The sequence below is a fragment of the Pseudomonas sp. NFACC16-2 genome (assembly GCF_900119205.1).
Taxonomy (GTDB): Bacteria; Pseudomonadota; Gammaproteobacteria; order Pseudomonadales; family Pseudomonadaceae; genus Aquipseudomonas; species Aquipseudomonas fluorescens_Q.
Window position 1 is genome coordinate 85966 of the sequence record NZ_FPIX01000019.1, and the last position, 21768, is coordinate 107733.

Here is a 21768-nt window from a genome sequence, read left to right on the forward strand (position 1 = left end):
TTTATTGCAGCCTGAACTCGACGTACGCCCTGAAACGGCCTATCGCCTGGGTGATTTGCGAGGTGGTTGCATTGCTGAACGACAGCCTGGCCTGGGTGGTGGCCTCATTCATCAGTGAAAACAAGGTGGCGGGAAATACAATCACCTTGAACAGCCTGGCGCATTCGCGCATTTCAAAATATCCAAAGACGAAAGGCAGCTGCACATTGATGAAGAAGCCGCCTGCCGGATGATTCCAGCTGACTGCTCTTTGAGCGCCGGCTTTGAGTGGAAATTCGCGCTCAAGGCATTCAAGCATGTGATTTCTTTTCTTTGTATAAGACAGCACCCTGGGTTGGTTCAGCTTTCTCAACGAGTAGTTGTGCTCGATCAGCAAGCCTGCGACAACCGCTTGGCACAGGGCGGGGGTGTTCACCGTGATCAGGCTTTTGGCTTTGCACAATCGACCGCTGAAGGACATGACCCCAGTGCCCTCAGGGGCGACCACGTAGCCCATGCGCAAGCCCGGGAAAATCGATTTGGCAAAGGAGCCCAGCAAGAACACCCGACGGCTGTCGATGGACTTCATCGACGCAATGGCATCGCCTTCGTACCTGAAGTAACGGTAGGCAGTGTCTTCGAGGATGAAAAAATTCTTTTCATCGGCCAGAGAGAGCATGGCTCTCCTGTCGTTATGGGAAAGGCTGTCGGCGGTAGGATTGCTAAAGTCCGGAATCGCATAAAGCGCCTTGATTCTTTCACCTCTGGATTCCAGTGCTTCGATGAGCCTGCGCAGGGCAATCGGATCAAGAAAGGCAGCCATGGGGACGGGGACTATTTTTATACCCAGCAGTTTTGCGATACCCGTGATCCCGGAAAACACCGGATCAGGTACCAATAAAACCCCACCGCCTTCAAAAATGGACAGGAGCGTCAAGGTGCAGGCTTCTTGAAAGCCCATGCACACCACAATGCTTTCAGGGTTGGCAACGTTGATCGCTTCATCCACCTGCAGATGGCTGGCGATTATTTCATTGATGATTCCAGCGGTTTTTCCATATTGGCAAAGCAGCGTCGCAAGTGACTGTTCGGTGCCGGCAACGTGATCTTTGTATTGGGTCAGGCCCCTGTCGATGAGCGAAGGGTCGCACTGCTCATCATCGGGTCGACCGGAGGCCAGTGAAATGGCCTCCGGGTTTTCTTGGGCAATCGAGTTTAGTAGGTGAATGACGTTCAGGATGGGGTCGTCGAATATCGTGCTTTCGAGTGCGCTGGACACTTTCGCTTCTCCATAAAAAAGCAACGAGCCATTGAAGGCCCGTTGCTCATGATCAACACCCGCTACGCAGGATCGAGTGAGCTTTCTTGATCGACCTTGCGCTCCATGGCTTCGAATGCCTGCAGCAGGTCTTCCTTGAGGTCATCCAGGTCCTCCAGGCCAAAGCACAATCGAACCAGGCCTTTCTCGATGCCCATGTCCGCTTTTTCCTGATCCGTCATCGAGGCATGGCTGCCACTGAAGGGTTGGGCAACCATCGACGTCACGCAGGCCATTCCCGTGCCCGTGCCAAACCATTTGAGCGTGCTGGTGAACGTTTTGTAGAAGGGAACCAGGTCGGGTCGAATATCAACAAACACGATGCCGCCGTAACCGGTCAGTTGTTTGCCATCGACGCGTGGGTAATAGACATGCTCGATAAAAGGCAGCTCGCGCAGATAGTTGAGCATGCTGGCTGTGGTCTGGCTGTGCTTTTCCATGCGCAGGTTGAACGTCTGCATGCTTCTGCGAAGCAACCATGCGCTATTGGGCGTTAATATCGTGCCTGAATAAAAGCGACCCTCGAGCAGGCGGTTGTAAATCATTTCACTGTTGATCAGAACCAGGCCGCCCATGACGTCGCTATGCCCGGAGAAGTATTTGGTGGCGCTGTACAGTGAAATGTCGGCGCCAAAGTTCAACGGCTTCTGAAATATCGGCGTGGCCCAAGTATTGTCAACCACCACCAGCGCTTGTGGGTTGTTTTGCTTGACGGCCCGGCTGACCGCATGAATATCAATGTCTTTCAGGAACGGGTTGGTCGGTGTTTCGAAAATGACCATGTCGACGTTCGCCGGCAAGGCATTCAACCCGTCTTGCGTGGTGAGATCCAGAATCGTCAGGTGTGCGCCGATGCGTGCTGCATACCGCTGGAACAATTTATAAGAGCAGCCATAAATGTATTTGTTGATGACCAGTGAAGCTCCCGGCTTCAACAGTTCCAACACCATGTAGATGGCGCTCATCCCGGTGCTGTACGCCAGGGCATATTCGCTGCCCTCCAGGGACGCGACAACCTGTTCCAATTCACTCACGTTGGGATTGGCCTTCCTTGAGTAGAAGAAGGCCGAGTCGGCGCTGAAGGCGCTGCACTGATAAATAGGCGTGACCGAAGGACGCGCGTCCCGGTCATCGACCTTGATATGAAGTATTTCAGTAGACACTTTCATGCTTGGCTGACCAGTTTGATGACCTGTTCATACATGTTCTGCTTGCCCTCGTAACCAATGGTCGGGGTAATGTCGTTTTGCGAAATACCAATTTCTTCAATCGATTCCGTGGGGAAGTGAGCCCTGTCGAATACTTCATGAAGGTTCGAGTTCACCCCGTTGGGGAGCCAGACCTCAGGACCGGTTTCGTCGATGCGTGCCTTGGCAATAATGAATCGATAGCTTTCATGTGGCCGCAGCGTCAGTGATTTCCAATCGCTGTTGTGCCCGTCCGTATAGTTGCGCCGCAGGTAGACGGTCTGTTCGAAGTCTTCGGTATTCAGCACTTGAGCGTGCAGCGACACGATATCCCCATGCCACTCGAACTTGCGTTTCTCATAAGCGCTCAGCGCCTCCTCGCGCAGCTCGACAGGAACGTTCGCCTGGTGTTCACCCAGCAATTTGAAATGCGCATCGTGCCCGCATTGAGAGCAGCAACCCTTGCTGTCCAGCCCGATGATTTCAGCGTTCAAACCGTAGCGGGTGACGAGCAGGGCGTTACAGTTGTTGCAACTGGTGTTGGTGCCCTCAACGTCATTCACGTTGCCCAGATAGACATGCTCTACGCCCATGCTCCGAGCAACGTCCCGAGCCTTCAGCAGCCGGTCCACAGGGGTGCGGATGCTGTTGCTCATTTTGTAATCGGGATGGAACCTGACGAAGTGCAACGGCACATTCGGGCCCAGCTCATCCAATACCCACTGGCTGATTTTCCGGGCCGTTTCCTCGTCGTCGCTGATGTCGGTCACCATCAAGGTGCTGACCTCGACATATTTGCCGGCGTCGTAGACCTTCTTGATACCCGCCAGGACTGGCTCTACCCAGCCGGTGGTGACCTTGCGGTAGTATTCCGGGGAAATGGATTTCAGCGAAATCGAGAAAATATCGATGACCGGCAGTAATTCATCAATGGCTTCTTCACTGATAAAGAACGCCGATTTATATAGGTTGATCAGGCCCGCTTCCTTGGCCAGCTTTGCCGTGTCGAGGATGAACTCATGCCAGACAACGGGATCGTTATACGTCCAGGAAATGACGCGTATGCCGTGCTTGAGTGCGGTTTCCACAACTTGTTCAGGGGTGTAGTAGTAAACGTCTTTGTCGGTGACGTACTTGGCTTGCGAGGTCTTCCAGTTGTGGCAATAACCGCAGTTGAGCATGCAGCCGATATTGCCCAGGGACAGGATCCGCTCTCCAGGGGCAAAGTGGAAAACGGCTTCGGTCTCAATCGTTTCTTCCGTGCTGTGAACGCCTTTGCCGTAGTTCAATGTAACGAGCCTGCCGCCTCGGTTTCCGCGCACTTTGCAAAAACCTACCTTGCCCTCCTGTATGACACAGTTTCGCGGGGAGAGATGACACTTGACGACGCCCCCAGGGAGTATTTCTTCCAGTTTTGCCGGGCTGCTTTCCAAGGTCCAGTTTTTATTTTTTGTAGTGTCCATCTTTCTCACTCCTCATCACGGAAGTTGTTATCAATATCATCGGTTGGAAAAAGTCGAGGCGAAACAATCCCGCTGCCATGGATGGCAACTATCTTTATGGGTATTAGTAAGCGGATGAAGCGCGAATCAATCCATAGTTCTTGAGAGAAAAGCGCTTGGCATTCATGTTCATGAAGGGTTGAATAAGCGGGCCGATCACCAGCAGGAATGCAATCGTTCCCACGCCGAACGGACCGCCTAAAAGCCATCCGCTCGAAAAGATGCCGATTTCAATGATCATTTTGGCTCTGGTGAATGACCAGCCCCACTTGGAGACCATGGTCAGGACCACGAGGTCCATGATTCTGATTCCAATACCGCTCATGATGATCAGCGCGGAGGAGTAGGCACATAACATCAGCCCCGTCGCCAATAACATGTACTCATTCATTCTCGCGATCAAATACTCTCCGAGCCCCAACCATGACCAGAGATCAATCAACAGGCCGGTCAGTGTTGTTGTAATAAAGGGACTTATCGGCGGGTATTTTTTGTTCCAGAGCATCCACCATGTCAGGAAGAAGAGCGACACGATAGCCGAGCAAATGCCCATGCCAAGCACAAGTATTTTATCGATGGAAATGATCAAGACGTCTAATGGGTCGGTACCCAGTTGACTGATGATGAAGCACTTGGCGCCCAGTGAAAAGAAACCCACACCCGTCAAGTACATCAGGAGCTGGTCCTTCTTGAAGTGGTGAAAACTTAGTACTTGCGTGCCAATGTACTGAGCGAATGAGTATGACTTTTTTCCACACTTTATCTTCTCATCTTCCATGCGAGCACCATCCCTGGAGAGAATATTTTATTATGAGTGCGTCACGCTAAAGAGCAGGGCTATTGATTGCCCTCAGGCTTTCAGGCTGGAAATAGACTAGCGCTCTGCTTTATTTTGGTGCATGCTTTTTTTAATGAAAAACGCGGGCTTTTCATTAAAATTTATACTTTTAACCGGGGAAAACGCACATGGATCGTATAGACGTCAAAATCCTGGGTAAGGTACAGGACTGTGGTCGCATTTCCATCACAGAGCTTTCCAAGCACGCAGGTCTTTCTATTCCTGCCACCAATGACAGGTTGCGCAAACTTGAAGACTCAGGGGTCATCAAGGGCTATCACGCCCAGTTAGATCCAACCAAATTGGGGTACGGCATATCAGCTGTCGTCGGCATCACCACCCTCAAGCCGGCGAAATCCAAATTAATAGCAACGCTCACCGACATACCTGAAGTCGTTGAATGCCTGCATATCACGGGAAACGATTCCTATCTGATCCGGATCTACGCCAGATCCATGGCTGAAATCGAGGACATCATTGCGAAAATCAACGCATACGGAGAGACGCGTACCAGCATTGTCCTGTCCATTCCCATCGAGAGAAGAAAACTCGCCCCGTGAGTCAGGGGCCTGTCAGGCAGGGCGGGGAGTGCTCGATCGAAGAGGTCGCTCCCCGGCCATGGGCGTGCGGTCTAGCTCTGGCATGGCTGGGGATGCTTATGTGGCCAGCGAGACATCCACACGAGTAATAGCATCATGGCGGCAGGGCAGAGGGTGACCGCCAGTAAGCCGATGTGCAAATCCGAATGCGCTGAAATAATCCCCACAAGCCATGGAATCAGACTGCATCCGGCATTACCCGAGGCTGTCAGTACAGAGAACATGGTTGCTCCACCTTGAGGGTACGCATCTGCGGTAATGGCGAGCATCGTGGGCCATAGGCAACTGCCTGAGAACCCTGCGGCGATGGCAGCGGTTAACGCCAATGCGGGGCTGGGGGTGAAGCTGATCACGAAAAACAGGACGACGGTCACGGCGCAGCAGCCTAGCATCAGTGAAACGGCGGGTATCCGTTCTTGCAGCAGAGCGGCGGCCATGCGCCCGAGGGCCATGCCCACTGAAAAACCGGCGAGCGCAAACCCCCCCACTTCTTTCGAGTAGCCCAATCCTTGTTCAGCGAAGGCGGGCAGCCATTGAGACAGTCCCGTTTCCGTAGCTCCTCCTAGAAAGATGGCGATCATGCAGGCGATGAAATAGGGTTGTCTGATAAGCGCGGGCATGGATTCGCGTTGCACGTGCTCCTGTATCAGCGGTGGCAGGGGCAATCGCAGGAACAATAGAAAGGTTGCAAGCGGGGCAACGATCAAGCCCAAGGCGACCATGCGCCAGGAAACGTCCCATCTCAGCGCGATGCTTGCGATCAGCACGGCACTTACCGCGCCAATGCAGAAATACGAATGCAGCCAGTTCATGGCGGCGCTTCGGCGCTCGGGTTGCAGGGCTGCGACAATGGGGCTGAGGATCATATCCAGCACACCCGCACCGAAACCCATGATGGCAACCGCGAAGAGCAGGAAGGTATAGGAAGGGGCAAAAGCCACAAGGGCCAGACCTGCTGAAGTGGTCATCAGCCCAAAGAGAATGATCCGCCTGGCGTCCCCTCGGTCTGCCAATGGCCCGGTGATCAGAATGGCCACTATAAAGCTGAGGAACATGACCGCCGGAATCCGTCCCAGTTGCTCCGTGGTCAGCCCTGACGAGGGGCCAAAGGCATCACTGAATGTCGTCAGGTACACCGGTAGAAAGTTGAGTGCCATGGCCAGGCACAGCATGGCTGCATAACAAGCGTAAAGCGCGTGTCGATGGGGATTGGGCGCAGACAGCATCAGGTATAAAACTCTTGAAATTAGAAACGTGGGGCGCTGTGCGCTTTCCAACAGCATTCAGTCCATTCAATCTCTGAAAAATGAGCTGCGAAAGATGAATCGCCCGGGCTACTGGCAAAGAACCCGAACCGGACGAGTTCTTCTGCATGGAACAGGTGGAACATACGCATCATGCAGAACTGTGCCCCGTCAACCGAGTTTTCCAGGAGGAAGTCGCTGCCTCTTCGGCTCAGACGGTAATACATGGTCTGGGTGACGCGATCGAAATCAGCCATGGACCAGTCTGAAAAACCATTGTTGGTCACGACAGAGAACAGCTGCTGGAAACCATTGTTCTGGTATTCGATGCCGCTTTTCATCCAGTGGTTTTTATCTTGGTAGATAAACAGGCCGCATTGGTCAAAGTAGGTACTTGAGGCAAAAGATACCTTGGCCTTCAATGTCCAGTATTGTTCCTCGCTGGCAACCACAATGGCCGGCGCATTGTCATACTCCAGGCCGTAATAGGTGCCTCGCCAGAAATCGGTGTCGGGTGTGGTGTGGATAATGATTTCCTGATCGTTGATGGACGATCGCTCGGGTACGTTAATCCAGGTCCAATCTGAAATACTCAGTTTTTTCATGCTTTTATTACCCGAAAAACCAATGGTTTATTTCCCTGTGCTGGTGAACACGTAAGTCCGCCGCGCTCAGGTCCTGCTGCCCTGAATTGGGGTTGAGCAAACCCGCGCAAAACATGCTGGCGGCTTTTGCTGCCGCCACACCATGAGCGGAGTCTTCAATCACCACACAGGATGACGGTGGGATACCCAGGCGTTGGGCGGCCGTGAGAAAAATCTCGGGATCTGGCTTGCTGTGCGTAACGTCATCGCCACACACGATCTCACTGAAAAAAAGCTGTAGCCCAGCGTTACGTAAAATCAGCTCAACGAGTGCTCGCGGTGAAGAGGAGGCGACTGCACAAGGTATTCCCGCTCTCTTTAAGGCGCCGAGAAGTTCTGTCACGCCTGGCATGGGAGGCAGGGGGGCGGAACTCAATACTTCCATCAACTGCCGGTGATGCTCCGCCATGAGGCAGTCCAGATCGTCTGCGAGTCCGTATTCGGTTTTGATGGCGCTCCACATATGACGCTGCGTGGTGCCTACAAAACGAGACAGTTCTGCCTCATCAAGCACCACGCCATGGCGTGCATAGGAATGTCTTTCCTGTTTCATATAGACCGGTTCACTGTCCACCAGCACACCGTCCATATCGAAAATGAACCCCTGGAAAGCCAGCATCAATGCGCACGCCGCTGTTGAGGGTCACGCTTGAAGTGCAGGAAGTTATAGTGTGAGCGTGCTTCAAACTCATGCAGCTTGAAGGCTTTGGTCATTTCAATATCCTGGAATCCTTCGCCATCTATTAGCGTGGTAGTGTCTGAGCCGCCAATGATGATAGGCAATTGCATGAGCATGATTTCGTCGACTAGATCAAGATTGAATACCTGCCAGTTCAGGTAGCCACCCCCTTCAACCATGATGTGATTTATTCCGCGAGCTTCAAGCATCGGGAAGAGCTGTTTGAAGTCGACTCGTGCGGTTCCTGCAAAAAGAACCTCTTTACCCTGCGCGCGGATTTGCTCGACCATCTCGTGGTCACGTGCTTCTTCTGTCGTTGCGATGATAGTGTGTTCGGGAGAACTGAAGATTTTCGCAGAAGCTGGGAAGTTGAGCGATGTCGTAGGAATGATACGCACAGGATTACGACCGGACTCATAGCGATTGGTCAATTGAGGATCGTCGGTGATAATCGTATTGCGACCGACCATGATGGCATCGACTTCACCGCGGAATTTATGAATGAAGCGCATGTCCTCATCGTCAAAATGCTGAAAAAGCGGTTTGCTGGAGGCTTCATTGCCGAGCGTCAGTTTGCCATCGATGGAAATCTGGCTGAATACAGTAACTTTCATAAGGGGTCTACTTGAAGGGCTGGTTAGCTTTAGCGTGACAAGTGCTTGGGATTGGGGGTGAAGACGCTTTTTATCGTGGGTGCGCAAGGATCATTCAACAAACTGTCAAATGCTGTTGAATAAGCTTCAAGGGGATAACGGTGGGTGACTAGCTTTCCAAGTTCAGGAAGCCTGTGGGCAATGCGCAGCGCCCGGGGGAAGTGCTGGTTGTACTCGCCTGCGGCAATGATACTTATGGCATTGACCAGGAAGTGTTTTGCAGGGAGTGAATATTCATAATTCCCGTTGAATCCGAACAGGACAATCCTGCCACCTCGGGCAACCCGGCTGGCGGCTGTCTCGAGCTGATTACCCACGGTATCGATGACAACATCGTATTTTTCCTGGTTTTGCCCAAGGCACTCAAGTTCCTCAGGGCGCACGATGTTCAAACCCAGGGAGTGTCCGAATTCGATTCGAAAGGTATTCAAATCGGTAGCACATGTATGGACGCCCATCGCGCGCAAAAGTAGTTGTGCGACCAGGCTCATGGGGCCCGATCCTAGAAGCAGCACACGTTCCCCCGCTTTGATGGAGGCTTGTTCAATGTTGTTCAAAATACAGGCTACGGGTTCAACCAAGACGGCTGTTTCCCAACTCATGTCGTCTGGGATGCTATGTACAAAGCGCTCGCGTGTTATGAATCGCTCCGCAAATGTACCGTGCTTGTTGACGCCAGCGATGTCTAGGCCCGCATTTGAACCGCCATTGCATAGATGGGTTCTAGCGGTGTTGCAATGTTCGCAGTTACCGCAGTATTCGTTGGGGTCTATCACCACACGCATCCCTTTACGCGTGCGTTTGACGCCTGCCCCTACATTGACAACGACGCCGACCGCTTCGTGACCACGGACGATGCCCACCTGTCCCTCTTCACGCCCGGACAATACCGCCAGGTCTGTTCCGCAAATGCCGGAGAGTACAATGTCTATTTCTATACCATCGGCGGGTAGCGTTTCGGACACTTCGTGACTCACCAAGCTCAACGTTCGTGCGCTCGCTAAACTGATTGCTTTCATATACCCATCAGCGCTCTATTCGATTTTTTTGGATGAAGCATGCCAACTAGAGAACCCGCTCTGCTGTATCTGGAGCGGCCTACGGACGTGAAGCACGGTTCACCCATTTGGAAACGGCTGGCATTATGCAAGGCTGACAGAGTTGGTTTCAGTCGAAAAAGAATTACCGATAACGACATGATGATTCATGTTGTTTCAGCTTGGCCCGCCAGGCGCCGTAAAGACAGACCTTGCATGGTCTTTTTCTAAGTTGGCAGGGGGGCGAATATTATTATTTGGACACAACTTGCGATGTGCAATTAATCAATAACGGTAAAAAACCTTTTACCCTTCAAGGCTGTGCACCAGGTTTTCAATCGCTTCCAGGGCGGCCTCATCCGGTGGCTCCGGTGTCGGATGTGCACTGCGCATCTGGTACGCAAGACGGTACTCACTGGGGGTGCAACTGGCGTATTGCTTGAAGGCGCGGGCGAAGTAGGACGGGTCCTTGAAGCCGGCCTCGTAACCGATGCTGGTGATGGGCATCTGGCTGTTATCGAGCAGTTCCTTGGCGAAGCTCATGCGTTTGTTCAGCACGTAGTCGGTGAAGCCGAGCCCGTTGGCTTCCTTGAACACCCGGCTGAAGCGAAATGTGGTCATGCCACAGCGCTTGGCCAGGTCGCGCTGATCGATGCTGTCGCGAAAATGCTGGTCGATGTACAGCATGATGTGGCTGAGGGCCTGATGTTTCTGGTGCCCGGCGGTCAGGCGGATACTGTCCGGCAGGGTCGGGGAGTGGTCGATCTGCGAGGTCTTTCCCCGGCCATGGGTATTGCGCCGCAACTCGCACAGTTGCACCACGGCCGTGAGGTAGCGCTTTTTCTCGGCGGCGGACAAGGGCAGCACCATGTATTCCCAGACGCTGGAGCGCATGGCCCACACCGCCAGTTCTTCGGAGTGCTGCACGGTGAACATGGTGATGGGGGTGGCAGGAACGGCCCGCTTGATCTCCAACAGGCGCCGCAGGCCCGGCGTGTCCGGGCGATCGAAGTGGATGCAGATCATGTCGACCTGTTCCCCACTGGGCAGCATGGCGGTTTTTGCCAGCGTGCAGTCGCACGTGTCCTGGAATTGGGAGACGAGTTCCTGGGTGGACCGATCGTGAGTCAGATCGAACCATAACAGCTTTGGTTTTTCAGTCAGACTTGGCGCCATAGGACGACTACCCAGAGGTTCTTCCTGCCCTTTAGCTAGCAGTATTGTCACAGTGCTATCACTTCGCCGAATAAATTTTTATAAAAAACCGGTCTTTTAGCGCCGTCCCACCACGAGACGCTCGCGAGCGCCCGTCCGCGCTGCGGTACGGATGGATTTTCCGACCCAGCAGGCCCTTTCCCACCCGCCGCAAAAAAATCCTAGCGATGTGCAAAATCCTCCTAACGGCTATGACCACCTGCTGACTAGGGTTGCATCAGGCAGTTCGCAATGTACTGCCCTTGAAAAACAACCCCGATGAGGTGTGCGAAATGACTCTTCAAACAATCAAGGCTTCGGTACTGAAGTTCGCCAAAGATGAAGATGGCCTGACCATTGTGGAATACGCCGTGGCCGGTGGGTTGATCACCGTATTGGTGGCAGCCGCGTTTGTGCTTCTGGGCGGTGCCGTGAATACCAAGATCCGTGCGCTGTGCCAGGCGGTCAACGGCAACGTTGCCTGCGCATAAGCGATCACTTGCTTGGGGACACGGTAACTATCAAGGAAAACCGCTTGCGACTCTTTTGCAGTGAGTACAACGAATCAATCAAATGGACTTCGCGCTGTCCCCTCCGACCAAGTTCGTAGCATGACTTCTTAACGCTCGTGAGGTTCATGAAATGACTCTCCAGACAATAAGAACTTCGATCAGCAAGTTCGCCAAAGATGAAGACGGTCTGACCATTGTGGAATACGCGGTGGCGGGTGGCCTGATCACGGTGTTGGTGGCGGCGGCATTCGTGCTGCTGGGTGGTGCCGTGGATACCAAGATCCGGGCGCTGTGCCAGGCCGTGAACGGCAACGTTGCCTGCACATAACGATAATCACACTAGGGAGACGCATCATGTCCATGGAATTGCTGGTATCGACGGTGCTGCTGCTGGGACTGCTGGGTGTGGCGGTGGTGAGCGATCTGCTTCGCCACCGCATCCCCAACACACTGGTCCTGTTGGGCCTTGCCCTGGGCTTGGCCGGTCAGGTGTACGCCGATGGAATCGGTGGCCTGGGCGACAGCCTGCTGGGCATGCTGATCTGTTTCGGGTTGTTCCTGCCTATGTACGCGGTGGGTGGCATGGCCGCTGGTGACGTCAAGCTGATGACCATGGTCGGCAGCTTCCTGCCTTTTCATTACGCACTGTGGGCGGCGCTGTTCAGCCTGATCGCCGGCGGTGTGTGCGGTTTCCTGATCGTCCTGGCCCGCGGCCAACTGCTCCAGACCCTGGGGCGCTACTGGTTGATGGTGCGAGCCCAGGCCTATCTGGCGCCGACTTCCGATGAAGTAGCCGGTAAACCCTTTCCTTATTCGATCGCGATCCTGATCGGCACCTTGAACAGCGTCTACTGGCAATTGGTTGCCGGCGGCTGGGGAGTCTAGTCATGCACGTCATCAATGATAGCGATGCCTATCCCAGCGAAAGGGAAGCGGTGCAACGCCTGGCGCCACAACCCTGCACCATTCGCGACACCGGCCTGACCGACAGTTTCCTGGGTGAGCTGGTGTGCAAGCACCTGCAAGACGCCGGTGTGCTGGACATGTCGCGGCTGGTGGAGCGCCTGGCCCTGACCGGCGCGGTGCTGGAAGAAGTCCTGGCGTTCCTGCGCAAGGACGGTCGTGTCGAAGTGCTCGGCCAATTGGGCCAGACCGGCGTGCAGACGCTGCGCTATGGCCTGACCGAACGCGGCCGCAGCTCGGCCCGTGACGCCCTGGCCCGTAGCGGCTACATCGGCGCCGCGCCGTTCCCGGTGAGCACCTATCGCTCGCTGATCAAGATCCAGACCATTCACCATGGCCGCATCACCGCCAAGGACATGCACCAGGCCTTGGCCGGCCTGGTGCTGAGCCAAGGCATGCTCGACCAGTTGGGCGTCGCCCTGAATTCCGGGCGGGCGATCATGATCTACGGCCCGGCGGGCACCGGCAAAACCTACGTCAGCAGCCGGTTGATCCGGTTGTTTGCCGAAGCCATCTGGGTGCCCCATGCCATTGTCATCAACGAGTCGGTGATCGAGATCTACGACCCGCAGGTGCACCAGCGTCTGGATGACAACGGCCAATCGAACCACCTGATGCTCAACGAAGGCATTGACCGCCGGCTGCTGTGCTGCAAACGCCCGATCGTCATTACCGGCGGCGAGCTGAACATGGAACAGCTGGACGTGCGCTACGACCCGTTCACCCGGCAATACCAGGCGGCGTTGCAGCTCAAGGCCAGCAACGGCCTGTTCATCATCGATGACATGGGCCGCCAGCGCATGGCCCCGGCCGAGTTGCTCAATCGCTGGATCGTGCCCATGGAGGAGAAGCGCGACTTCATCAACCTGGGCGGCGGCCGGCATTGCGAGCTGCCGTTCGACCTGGTGCTGGTGTTTTCCACCAACCTCAATCCCCTCGAACTGGCCGACGAGGCCTTCCTGCGGCGCATTGGCTACAAGGTGCAGTTCGGCTACCTCAAGCCCGAGGAATACGAACAGATCTGGCGCCAGGAGTGCGAACGCCTGGGCATCCCGTATGACCCCTTGTTGGTGCGCTATGTCCTGCAGCGGCTGTATGCAGGCGAAGGCATGCCGCTGGTGCCTTGCCATCCCCGTGACCTGTTGAACATGGCGCTTGACCGCCAGCGCTACCTGGGCGGTACCGGGCCCCTGTCGCCGCAAGAGCTGGAATGGGCCTGGCACAACTATTTCGTTCAGCTCGACTTCCTTTGATCTGGAGATACCGACATGAGCTCTCGTACGCTTCCCCTGATAGGCGTTTCCCTGGTAATGGGCCTTGGTGCCGCATGGATGGCCGACTCCTGGCTGAGCGCACGGCTCAATGCGACCCCCGATGACCACTTGCGAAGCGTGGTGGTCGCCACGGTGGAAATCCCCTTCGGGCAAATGGTCGAGGCCCAGCAGGTCACCACCGTACGCATGCCCATGGACACGATCCCGGACGACGCCTTCGATTCCAGCGAGCAGGCCGTAGGCAAGATCGCCACCTTCGACATCCTGCGTGGCGACATCGTGCGGGGCGCGCGGTTGAGTGAGCACCTGGGTGGCAGCACCCTGGCTTCGCTGATCGCACCGGACAAACGCGCCATTTCGGTAAGGGTGGATGATGTGGTCGGCGTGGGTGGCTTCCTCTTGCCGGGCAACCGGGTCGATGTCTTGGCGACCAAGACCACCAGTGCCGGCAGCAACAGTGCGACGTCCCGGACCCTCCTGGAAAACCTGCGGGTACTGGCCGTGGACCAGACCGCAGGCACGGACAAGACCCAACCCGTAGTGGTGCGTGCGGTGACGTTGGAAATGTCGGCCACCGAAGCGGAATTGCTGGTCACTGCGCAGACCGAGGGCAAGTTGCAATTGGCCTTGCGCAACCCGTTGAACCTGGAGAAGAAGGCTGTGGCCGTTGCGCCGCCAGCCCCTGCGCCGGTCATGGCGGTGGCGGCGGCCCCAGTGCCAAAACCTGTGGTTCAGCGCAGTGCCAAGCCACAAGGCGGGGCGATCACGTTGATCCGTGGGATTGAAAGCAGCGTGATCAATGTTCGCTGAGTGACGCCTCCATGCCGGGCCGTTACGGGCCGTGGCGATGCCGATCCTCAAACGTTGTATGAGGGCTCGATGATGAATGCCAATATCCGGCGCCAGGGAGGGGCGGTGAGTGTACTGATGGTGATCGCGCTGGTAGCGATTTCCATGATGGCGGCGTTGGCCCTGGATGGCGGGCACATGCTGCTGAATAAAACGCGTCTGCAAAATGCGGTGGATGCCGCCGCCCTGGGCGGGGCCAAGACCCTGAGCCAGGTGAGTGGCAGCATCAACATGGCCAGCACCACTCGCGCGGCGGCCCTGGACACGCTCAACAGAAACGCCAACGCCGCCGGCAACACCGAACTGGCAACCGCCGTTGCCGGCAACCCGGGTGCGTTTGCCGAGGTGGAACTGTCCAGCAGCGTCTACGGCCCGTTCTCCTATCCGGGGCCTACCGATGCCAAATACGTACGGGTGTCGGTGTCCAGCTATCAGTTGAGCGGGTTCTTCTGGAGTTTCGTGCAAACGATGGGCAGCGCCGGCTTGGGCGCCAAGCGCGTGGCGGCGATTGCAACGGCAGGTCCCAGCCCCACTTCTCCTTGTGACATGGCGCCCCTGATGGTCTGCGGCGACCCCGCTCAATACGACCCTGGCGCCGGCAACTTCTGGAGCTATCGCTTTGGCGACCTGGTGGTCTTGAAGACGGCGGCGGGGAACACCTCACCGATCGGGCCGGGCAACTTCCAACTGCTTGATTTCGGCTCGGGCGGTAGCTCGGTCCGTGACGACCTGGCGGGTGGCGGCGCGGTCTGCCGCACGGTGGGGGACAATGTCCAGACTTCGCCTGGTAACACCGTCGGTCCGGCGTCCCAGGGCTTGAACACACGCTTTGGCATCTACAACGGTCCGGTCAGTGCATCCAACTATCCGCCGGACCTGGTGACGACTTCGAGCTCACCGGCGATGACCTACAACGACTCGCTCGCGCAAGCGCAATACAAAGGGCAGCCCGTCACCTCCAATGGTGGCGATCTCTCGGCGGGCGGCGAGGCGATACAGGACTACAACGACTGGCGGACCCAGGTCGCCGCCTGTGTGGCGGGAAGCGGCAGTGGCTGCCAAAGCAACGGGGTCTTCGAGCGCCGGATGCTGAAAATCGTGATTGGTAACTGCACCGGCAAACAGGGCGGCTCGACTTCAATCCCGGTGCTGGGGTTCGGCTGCTATTTCGTCGTGCAACCCATGAACGGCGGCGGTACCCAGGCGCAGATATTCGGCCAGTTCGTCCATGAGTGCGAGGGTGACAACGTCCCCGGCCCGACGCCCTACAACGACGCCGGCCCGCAGATCATCCAGCTCTACAAAACCTATCTCAACGGCAGCGGCACTCCGAGCACCGACTCGTAGGAGGCGTCATGAGACTTGCCCGATTCAAGCCACCACAAGCCCAGCAAGGCGTGGCGCTGGTGGAGTTCACCCTGGTGCTGCCGTTGCTGCTGTTGTTGCTGCTGGCCTTCGGTGAGTTCGGTCGCATGCTCTACCAGTACAACGTGCTGTTGCAGGCCAGTCGCGATGCCGACCGCTTCGTCGCCAGCCAGGCGTGGAATTCCACCCTCGGCGCCGTCGCCTTGGGCAGCACGCTCCTGACCCAGACGAAGAACGTTGCGGTGTATGGCGTGCCCAGCGCTACCGGAACCGCCGTGGTGTCCGGGTTGACCACGGCTAACGTGCAGGTCGCCGCCGTGGGCGTCGATCATGTGCGCGTCACCATTACCTACACCTTCTGCCCGGTGATTGGTGCGGGCAGCTGCAATGGATCGATCCCCGGGTTTTTTGGCAACGCCATTCCGCTGGGCATCCAGTTGGTGGCGACCACTGTCATGAGGGCGCTCTGATGAACAATAAGCACATGCGCGGCACTTACGTCGTGGAGTTCGCCTTCGTTGGGCTGTTGGTGTTTACCCTGCTGTTCGGTGTGGTGGAGATGGGCCGGTTGTATTTCACCGTCAACGCCCTGGATGAAGCCGCGCGGCGCGGTGCGCGCCTGGCAGCGGTGTGCAATATCAGCGACCCGGTGGTGTTGCGTCGGGCCATCTTCAACGCGGCGACGGATTCAGGCACCAGTCAACTGATCAGCAGCCTGGCGACCACGAACCTGGCGCTGACTTATCTGGACGTCAATGGCGCCGTGGTGGCAAACCCCGGCGATACGTCCGGCGTCACTGGGTTTCGTGCCATCCGCTACGTCCAGTTGAGCGTACAGGGCTTCGTTTTCAACCTGTTCATTCCCGGGTTGGGGGTATCCATCACCTTGCCCGCATTCAAGGCAACCCTGCCACGCGAAAGCCTTGGGCGTCATACCGATTCAGGGGAGATCACACCATGCTGAATACTCGGGAAACTCCGCTTGTGAGCACCACCGGCAAGGCCGGCCTGCGGCTGCTGATCAGCAGCCGCGACGCCACATCGCTGCGCGACTTGCAATGCGTCTGCCAGCGCATGCCCGGCCTTGAGGTGAGCACGCGCCTGGTGAGCAACGGGCACGTCGATCCACTCTATGGCCTGGACCGCATGCCCGATCTGCTGTTGCTGCGCGTCAGCCACCTGTGGCGCGAAGAATTGTCGGCCTTGCTGCAACGTCCGGCCCATGAGCGCCCCCCCATGTTGGTGTGCGGTCTGCTGAGTGAGCAGGAGAGCATGCGCCTGGCCATGCAGGCCGGTGCTCGCGACGTGCTGCCCGAACCCATTGCCGATACCGAATTGGTGGCGGCGTTGAATCGCCTGGTCGCGGATGTGCGCCTGGGCAGTGGCAACGAAGGCAAGCTGGTTGCCGTGATCAGCGCCAAGGGCGGCTCCGGTGGAACCCTGGTGGCGTGCAACCTGGCCCAGCAGCTCAGCGCCCGGGCAGGCAATACCTTGCTGCTGGACATGGACCTGCAATTTGGCAGCGTGACCCATTACCTGGACGTGGCGCAGTCCCACAGCCATCTGGAAGTGCTGCAGCAGATCGATGACATGGACAGCGTCGCGCTGCGAGGCTTTTGCAGCCACTTCAGTCCGACCCTGCATGTACTGGGTGGCCGGGCTGGCGAATTGTGCCTGCCCCAGGACGCCCAACCGGAACAGCTTGACGCCCTATTGCAACTGGCCCGCGCCAGTTATGACTGGGTGGTGGTGGACCTGCCGCGGCAGATCGATCACCTCACCGGCTCGGTGCTGGAGCAGGTGGACCGGGTGTACGTGGTGGTGCAACAGAGCGTCAGCCACCTGCGCGATGCCAGCGCCCTGGTGCGGATCCTGCGTGAAGACCTGGGCGTGCGCGGGGACCAGTTGCAGATCGTGGTCAACCGCTATGACAAATCCGCCGCCGTCAGCCTCAAGGACATCGGCGAGGCCCTGCGTTGCACGAACCTGTCGAAATTGCCCAATGACTTCAACCTGGTCAGCCAGAGTCAGAACACTGGCGTGCCGTTGGGACTGCATGCGCCGAAGGCGGCCATCACCGCCGCCCTGCGCGATTTGACCGAAGACCTGGTCGGTCACCAGATGGCCACCGACAAGGGCCTGCTTAAACGTGCCTTCAACCGTTTTTTCGGGGGATGACCCATGATCAGCGACTTTCGTAACCGCTTGCGCAAACAGCCCGCCAAACCTGGCGCTTCAGTGGGCGCCCAGCCCGGCGCCGGCCTGCCTGACCCGACAGACGCCTTGATGGCCTGGGAGCAGGCCATCCCGGACGTGCTGTATGAGACCCGCAGCCAGGTCACGCCGGTGGAGGCCGAGTGGCGGGAAAAGATCTACCAGCAACTGCTCAAGGTCATGGACCTGTCGTTGCTCGATGCCCTTGAACAAGTCGAGGCCGCGCGGCAGATCCGCGATATCTGCCAGCGTTTGCTCGAGGAGCATTCGGCTCCGGTGAGTACCGTCAGCCGGCAACTGATCATCAAGCAGATCACCGATGAAGTCCTCGGCCTCGGGCCGCTGGAACCGCTGTTGGCCGACCATAGCGTATCGGACATCCTGGTCAACGGGTTTGCCTCGGTTTATGTCGAGCGCTTCGGCAAGCTGCAACGCACGGACGTGCGTTTTCGCGACGACCAGCATTTGCTGAACATCATCGACCGCATCGTTTCCAGCCTGGGGCGACGTATCGACGAATCCTCGCCCTTGGTGGACGCCCGGCTCAAGGACGGTTCGCGGGTCAACGCGATCATTCCACCGCTGGCCATCGACGGTCCGAGCATGTCGATCCGGCGTTTCGCCGTGGACCTGCTCAACACCGAGAGCCTGATCCAGGTCGGCACCATGACCCCGGCCATTGCCTTGCTGCTCAAGGCCATCGTTCGCGGGCGTCTGAACGTGCTGATCTCCGGCGGGACCGGCAGCGGCAAGACCACCATGCTCAACGTGCTGTCGAGTTTCATTCCCCATAACGAACGCATCGTCACCATCGAGGATTCGGCCGAGTTGCAGCTGCAGCAACCTCACGTGGTACGCCTGGAAACCCGGCCGTCGAACATCGAGGGGCGCGGCGAGGTGAGCCAGCGGGAGTTGGTGCGCAACAGCCTGCGGATGCGTCCGGACCGCATTGTCATTGGCGAGGTGCGCGGTGCGGAGGCGATGGACATGCTCACGGCGATGAACACTGGCCACGACGGTTCGCTGACCACCATTCACGCCAACACGGCACGGGATGCGTTGGGACGAGTCGAGAACATGGTGTCGATGACCGGGGCGACGTTTCCGATCAAGGCCATGCGTCAACAAATTGCCTCGGCCATCGATGTGGTGATCCAACTGGAGCGTCAAGAAGACGGCAAGCGGCGTGTGGTGAGCATGCAAGAGATCAACGGGATGGAAGGGGAGGTCATCACCATGACCGAAATTTTCTCCTTCGTGCGCCAGGGCATGGGTGAACATGGCGAGGTGCTTGGGGAATATCGGCCCAGTGGCATGATCCCGGCGTTCCGCGATGTGCTGGCCAAGCGCGGCATCGAACTGCCACTGACCCTGTTTCGCCCTGAGTGGATGGAGGGCCGGACGTCATGAGCAATATCCCCAGTGAGTTCATTCTGATTTTCCTTGGCATGGTGTTCATCGCCGTATTCCTGCTGTCCCAGGGCGTGGTGGTGCCGGTGTTCGGTGAAGCCGGCAAGATGCGCAAGCGCATTCGCGGGCGCTTGCATGTGCTGGAGAAGGCCAACCACTTGCCCAACATGCAGACCGTGTTGCGGCAGAAATACCTGACGCGCCTGTCACCCTTGGAAGCCCGCCTGGAACAGCTGCCATTCATGGCCAACCTGACCCAACTGATCGAGCAGTCCGGTCATGAATACCGGGCCTATCGGGTCATGCTGCTGGGTCTGGTCCTGGGGACGGCGGCCGGTGCCTTGGTGCTGATGGTCTCGCCGGTCTGGTGGATGGCGCTGCTGGCGGCGTTTGCACTGACCTGGGCGCCGGTGTTGAAAATCCTGCGTGACCGCAACAAGCGCTTCGCCGCGTTCGAGGAAGGTTTGCCGGATGCGCTGGACGCCATGTGCCGGGCCTTGCGCGCCGGGCATCCGTTCAACGAAACCCTGCGTCTGGTCGCCGAGGAGCACAAGGGGCCGGTCGCCCAAGAGTTCGGCATGACGTTTTCCGACATCAACTACGGCAACGACGTGCGCCGGGCCATGCTCGGCCTGCTGGAGCGGATGCCGAGCATGACGGTGATGATGCTGGTGACTTCGATCCTCATCCACCGCGAGACTGGCGGCAACCTGACCGAAGTGCTGGAGCGCTTGAGTCGCTTGATACGCGGGCGTTTCCGGTTCCAGCGCAAGATCAGGACGTTGTCGGCCGAAGGGCGCATGTCGGCCTGGGTGCTGGTGGCGATCCCGTTCGTGCTGGCGATCGCCATCGTGCTCACCAGCCCCAGCTACATGCCGGTGCTGATCAATGACCCCATAGGGCACAAGCTGATCATCGGCGCGTTCTGCGCCATGTTGATCGGGATTTTCTGGATAAGAAAGATCATCCGGATCCAGGTATAAGCGCTGTTGCGCCGAGAGGTTTCAGTCATGGACTTTTTGCTCGGATTGTTGAGTCGGTTTACCGGCAACGAAGAGCTGGCACGCCTGTTGTTCGTCGCCGTGGTCGGCGTCAGTACGGTGTTGGCGGTCGTCGCGCTTATGCTCTTGATGTTGGGCTTGCAGGATCCGGTGCAGCGGCGCTTGGCATTGATCAAGCGCGGTTACGCTGGCAACACCATGGGGCAGGAGGCGCCCAGTAACCTGCAACTCTTGTTGGAACGGGTTGGCCAGCGCTTTGCCTCGACCGACCAGGCCCATACGTCCGCCACCCAGACCTTGCTGACCCATGCCGGTTACCGCTCTGCCTCGGCGGTGCAGATGTATTGGGCCGTGCGCCTGATGTTGCCGTTGTTGATGGTTGGCGTTGCGTTGTTGCTGCTGCCGATGGTCAAGGTTTCAGTGGCCATTGGTCTGCTGGCGGTGACCCTTGTGGCGGGCATTGGCTGGTTGCTGCCGGCGATCTATGTCGGCAAACGCAAGCAGGCACGGCAAGGCCGGCTGCGCGCCGCGTTCCCGGACGCGCTGGACCTGATGGTGGTTTGCGTCGAGTCGGGCCTGGCCCTGCCCACGACGATCGAGCGGGTGGCCGAAGAGATGTCAGTCAGCCAGGTTGAACTGGCCGAGGAACTGGCGCTGGTCAATGCGCAGATCCGGGCGGGCATCACCAGCACCGAGGCCCTCAAGCAACTGGCCGTGCGCACCGGCCTGGAAGATATCCAGGGTCTGGTCAGCCTGCTGGCGCAGAGCATTCGTTTCGGCACCAGCGTGGCCGATACCCTGCGGATCTACGCCGATGAGTTTCGCGACCGGCGTACCCAGGCCGCGGAAGAGATGGGGGCCAAGATTGGCACCAAGCTGATTTTCCCGCTGATCTTCTGCCTGTGGCCGAGCTTCTTCCTGGTTGCCATCGGCCCGGCCATGATCGGCGTGTTCAGGGCCTTCGGGAATATGTAGATCGGTGGGTGTCCATGAGTCTTGTGTTCACCGCAGGCCCATTGTGGGAGCGAGCTTGCTCGCGATAGTGGCTTGACAGTCAGTGACGGTGTTGAATGTCGGTCCGCTATCGCGAGCAAGCTCCCACAGATTTTTCTGACAGTCACCGATCTGTCGTCACTCGATCCTTCCAGCCAATCCCCCCCTGTGGGAAGGTGACGCAGAGCGTCACGGGATGCATTCCCACGCAGAGCGTGGGAACAATCAACACCTCGTTGTGTCAGGTTGTCTGGATTCGATCGTTCCCACGCTCCCGCGTGGTAACGCCGCCAGGGACGCTCCGCGTTCCGCT

General features: G+C 57.6%; 23 protein-coding genes. 13 read left to right on the top strand and 10 right to left on the bottom strand.

Annotated elements, in window-relative coordinates; genetic code table 11:
* Position 1 precedes the first annotated feature (1 nt).
* The 4 genes from BT116_RS16985 to BT116_RS17000 all read right to left on the bottom strand — a co-directional run bounded on the left by BT116_RS16985 (position 2) and on the right by BT116_RS17000 (position 4764).
* Positions 2-1258: an aminotransferase-like domain-containing protein gene (locus BT116_RS16985; RefSeq protein WP_072345758.1), complete on the bottom strand. Its 1257-nt coding sequence runs from the start codon at positions 1256-1258 to the stop codon at positions 2-4.
* A gap of 62 nt (positions 1259-1320) precedes the next feature.
* Entirely contained in the window at positions 1321-2466 is a 1146-nt protein-coding gene (locus BT116_RS16990; protein WP_072345760.1) for a PLP-dependent transferase, read from the bottom strand.
* On the bottom strand, positions 2463-3947 hold the full coding sequence (amrS, locus tag BT116_RS16995; protein ID WP_072345762.1) for an AmmeMemoRadiSam system radical SAM enzyme: 1485 nt from the start codon (positions 3945-3947) through the stop codon (positions 2463-2465). Before amrS ends, BT116_RS16990 begins: the two co-directional genes overlap by 4 nt.
* Positions 3948-4050: 103 nt before the next feature.
* The gene (locus BT116_RS17000) at positions 4051-4764 is read right to left on the bottom strand and encodes a YczE/YyaS/YitT family protein (protein ID WP_072345764.1); all 714 of its coding nucleotides are present in this window, start codon (positions 4762-4764) and stop codon (positions 4051-4053) included.
* Positions 4765-4952: 188 nt separating this feature from the next.
* Between BT116_RS17000 and BT116_RS17005 the strand changes: the two genes are divergently transcribed.
* Positions 4953-5384: an Lrp/AsnC family transcriptional regulator gene (locus BT116_RS17005; protein WP_063324875.1), complete on the top strand. Its 432-nt coding sequence runs from the start codon at positions 4953-4955 to the stop codon at positions 5382-5384.
* 71 nt (positions 5385-5455) lie between these two features.
* On the opposite strand, the gene BT116_RS17010 is transcribed toward BT116_RS17005, so the two are convergent.
* From BT116_RS17010 to BT116_RS17035, 6 genes are all read right to left on the bottom strand, one after another.
* A complete protein-coding gene (locus tag BT116_RS17010) occupies positions 5456-6706 on the bottom strand; it encodes an MFS transporter (RefSeq protein ID WP_256572612.1) in 1251 nt (416 codons plus the stop codon).
* Complete coding sequence (locus BT116_RS17015) at positions 6670-7272, bottom strand: DUF1349 domain-containing protein (protein WP_072345768.1); 603 nt, start codon at positions 7270-7272, stop codon at positions 6670-6672. Before BT116_RS17015 ends, BT116_RS17010 begins: the two co-directional genes overlap by 37 nt.
* A 7-nt stretch (positions 7273-7279) precedes the next feature.
* The gene (locus BT116_RS17020; RefSeq protein WP_072345770.1) at positions 7280-7930 is read right to left on the bottom strand and encodes an HAD family hydrolase; all 651 of its coding nucleotides are present in this window, start codon (positions 7928-7930) and stop codon (positions 7280-7282) included.
* A complete protein-coding gene (locus tag BT116_RS17025; protein ID WP_072345772.1) occupies positions 7930-8604 on the bottom strand; it encodes a dihydrofolate reductase family protein in 675 nt (224 codons plus the stop codon). The genes BT116_RS17020 and BT116_RS17025 overlap by 1 nt, the downstream gene beginning before the upstream one ends.
* 29 nt (positions 8605-8633) lie before the next feature.
* Positions 8634-9662 (bottom strand): alcohol dehydrogenase catalytic domain-containing protein, encoded by a 1029-nt coding sequence (locus BT116_RS17030; RefSeq protein WP_072345774.1) that lies wholly within the window; start codon positions 9660-9662, stop codon positions 8634-8636.
* 324 nt (positions 9663-9986) lie between these two features.
* Positions 9987-10856, bottom strand: a complete 870-nt coding sequence (locus BT116_RS17035; RefSeq protein WP_072345776.1) for a response regulator transcription factor — start codon at positions 10854-10856, stop codon at positions 9987-9989.
* A 311-nt stretch (positions 10857-11167) separates the two neighbouring features.
* On the opposite strand from BT116_RS17035, the gene BT116_RS17040 reads away from it, so the two are divergent.
* The 12 genes from BT116_RS17040 to BT116_RS17095 all read left to right on the top strand — a co-directional run bounded on the left by BT116_RS17040 (position 11168) and on the right by BT116_RS17095 (position 21437).
* On the top strand, positions 11168-11365 hold the full coding sequence (locus BT116_RS17040) for a Flp family type IVb pilin (RefSeq protein ID WP_024616550.1): 198 nt from the start codon (positions 11168-11170) through the stop codon (positions 11363-11365).
* 151 nt (positions 11366-11516) lie between these two features.
* Complete coding sequence (locus BT116_RS17045) at positions 11517-11714, top strand: Flp family type IVb pilin (RefSeq protein WP_072345778.1); 198 nt, start codon at positions 11517-11519, stop codon at positions 11712-11714.
* Between the two features lie 26 nt (positions 11715-11740).
* A complete protein-coding gene (locus BT116_RS17050) occupies positions 11741-12271 on the top strand; it encodes an A24 family peptidase (protein WP_072345780.1) in 531 nt (176 codons plus the stop codon).
* 2 nt (positions 12272-12273) lie between these two features.
* On the top strand, positions 12274-13602 hold the full coding sequence (locus BT116_RS17055) for a P-loop NTPase family protein (protein WP_072345782.1): 1329 nt from the start codon (positions 12274-12276) through the stop codon (positions 13600-13602).
* A gap of 15 nt (positions 13603-13617) precedes the next feature.
* Complete coding sequence (gene cpaB, locus BT116_RS17060; RefSeq protein ID WP_072345784.1) at positions 13618-14433, top strand: Flp pilus assembly protein CpaB; 816 nt, start codon at positions 13618-13620, stop codon at positions 14431-14433.
* Between the two features lie 69 nt (positions 14434-14502).
* Positions 14503-15819 carry a TadE/TadG family type IV pilus assembly protein gene (locus tag BT116_RS17065; RefSeq protein ID WP_072345786.1) on the top strand — a complete coding sequence of 439 codons (1317 nt, stop codon included), beginning with the start codon at positions 14503-14505 and terminating at the stop codon, positions 15817-15819.
* An 8-nt stretch (positions 15820-15827) separates the two neighbouring features.
* Positions 15828-16307 (top strand): TadE/TadG family type IV pilus assembly protein, encoded by a 480-nt coding sequence (locus BT116_RS17070; RefSeq protein WP_072345788.1) that lies wholly within the window; start codon positions 15828-15830, stop codon positions 16305-16307.
* Positions 16307-16801 (top strand): TadE family protein, encoded by a 495-nt coding sequence (locus BT116_RS17075; RefSeq protein WP_072345790.1) that lies wholly within the window; start codon positions 16307-16309, stop codon positions 16799-16801. Before BT116_RS17070 ends, BT116_RS17075 begins: the two co-directional genes overlap by 1 nt.
* Positions 16795-18015, top strand: a complete 1221-nt coding sequence (locus BT116_RS17080) for an AAA family ATPase (protein ID WP_072345792.1) — start codon at positions 16795-16797, stop codon at positions 18013-18015. Before BT116_RS17075 ends, BT116_RS17080 begins: the two co-directional genes overlap by 7 nt.
* A 3-nt stretch (positions 18016-18018) precedes the next feature.
* A complete protein-coding gene (locus BT116_RS17085; protein ID WP_072345794.1) occupies positions 18019-19461 on the top strand; it encodes a TadA family conjugal transfer-associated ATPase in 1443 nt (480 codons plus the stop codon).
* A complete protein-coding gene (locus tag BT116_RS17090; RefSeq protein ID WP_072345796.1) occupies positions 19458-20444 on the top strand; it encodes a type II secretion system F family protein in 987 nt (328 codons plus the stop codon). The genes BT116_RS17085 and BT116_RS17090 overlap by 4 nt, the downstream gene beginning before the upstream one ends.
* A 27-nt stretch (positions 20445-20471) precedes the next feature.
* The gene (locus BT116_RS17095) at positions 20472-21437 is read left to right on the top strand and encodes a type II secretion system F family protein (protein ID WP_072345798.1); all 966 of its coding nucleotides are present in this window, start codon (positions 20472-20474) and stop codon (positions 21435-21437) included.
* Positions 21438-21768: the final 331 nt, after the last annotated feature.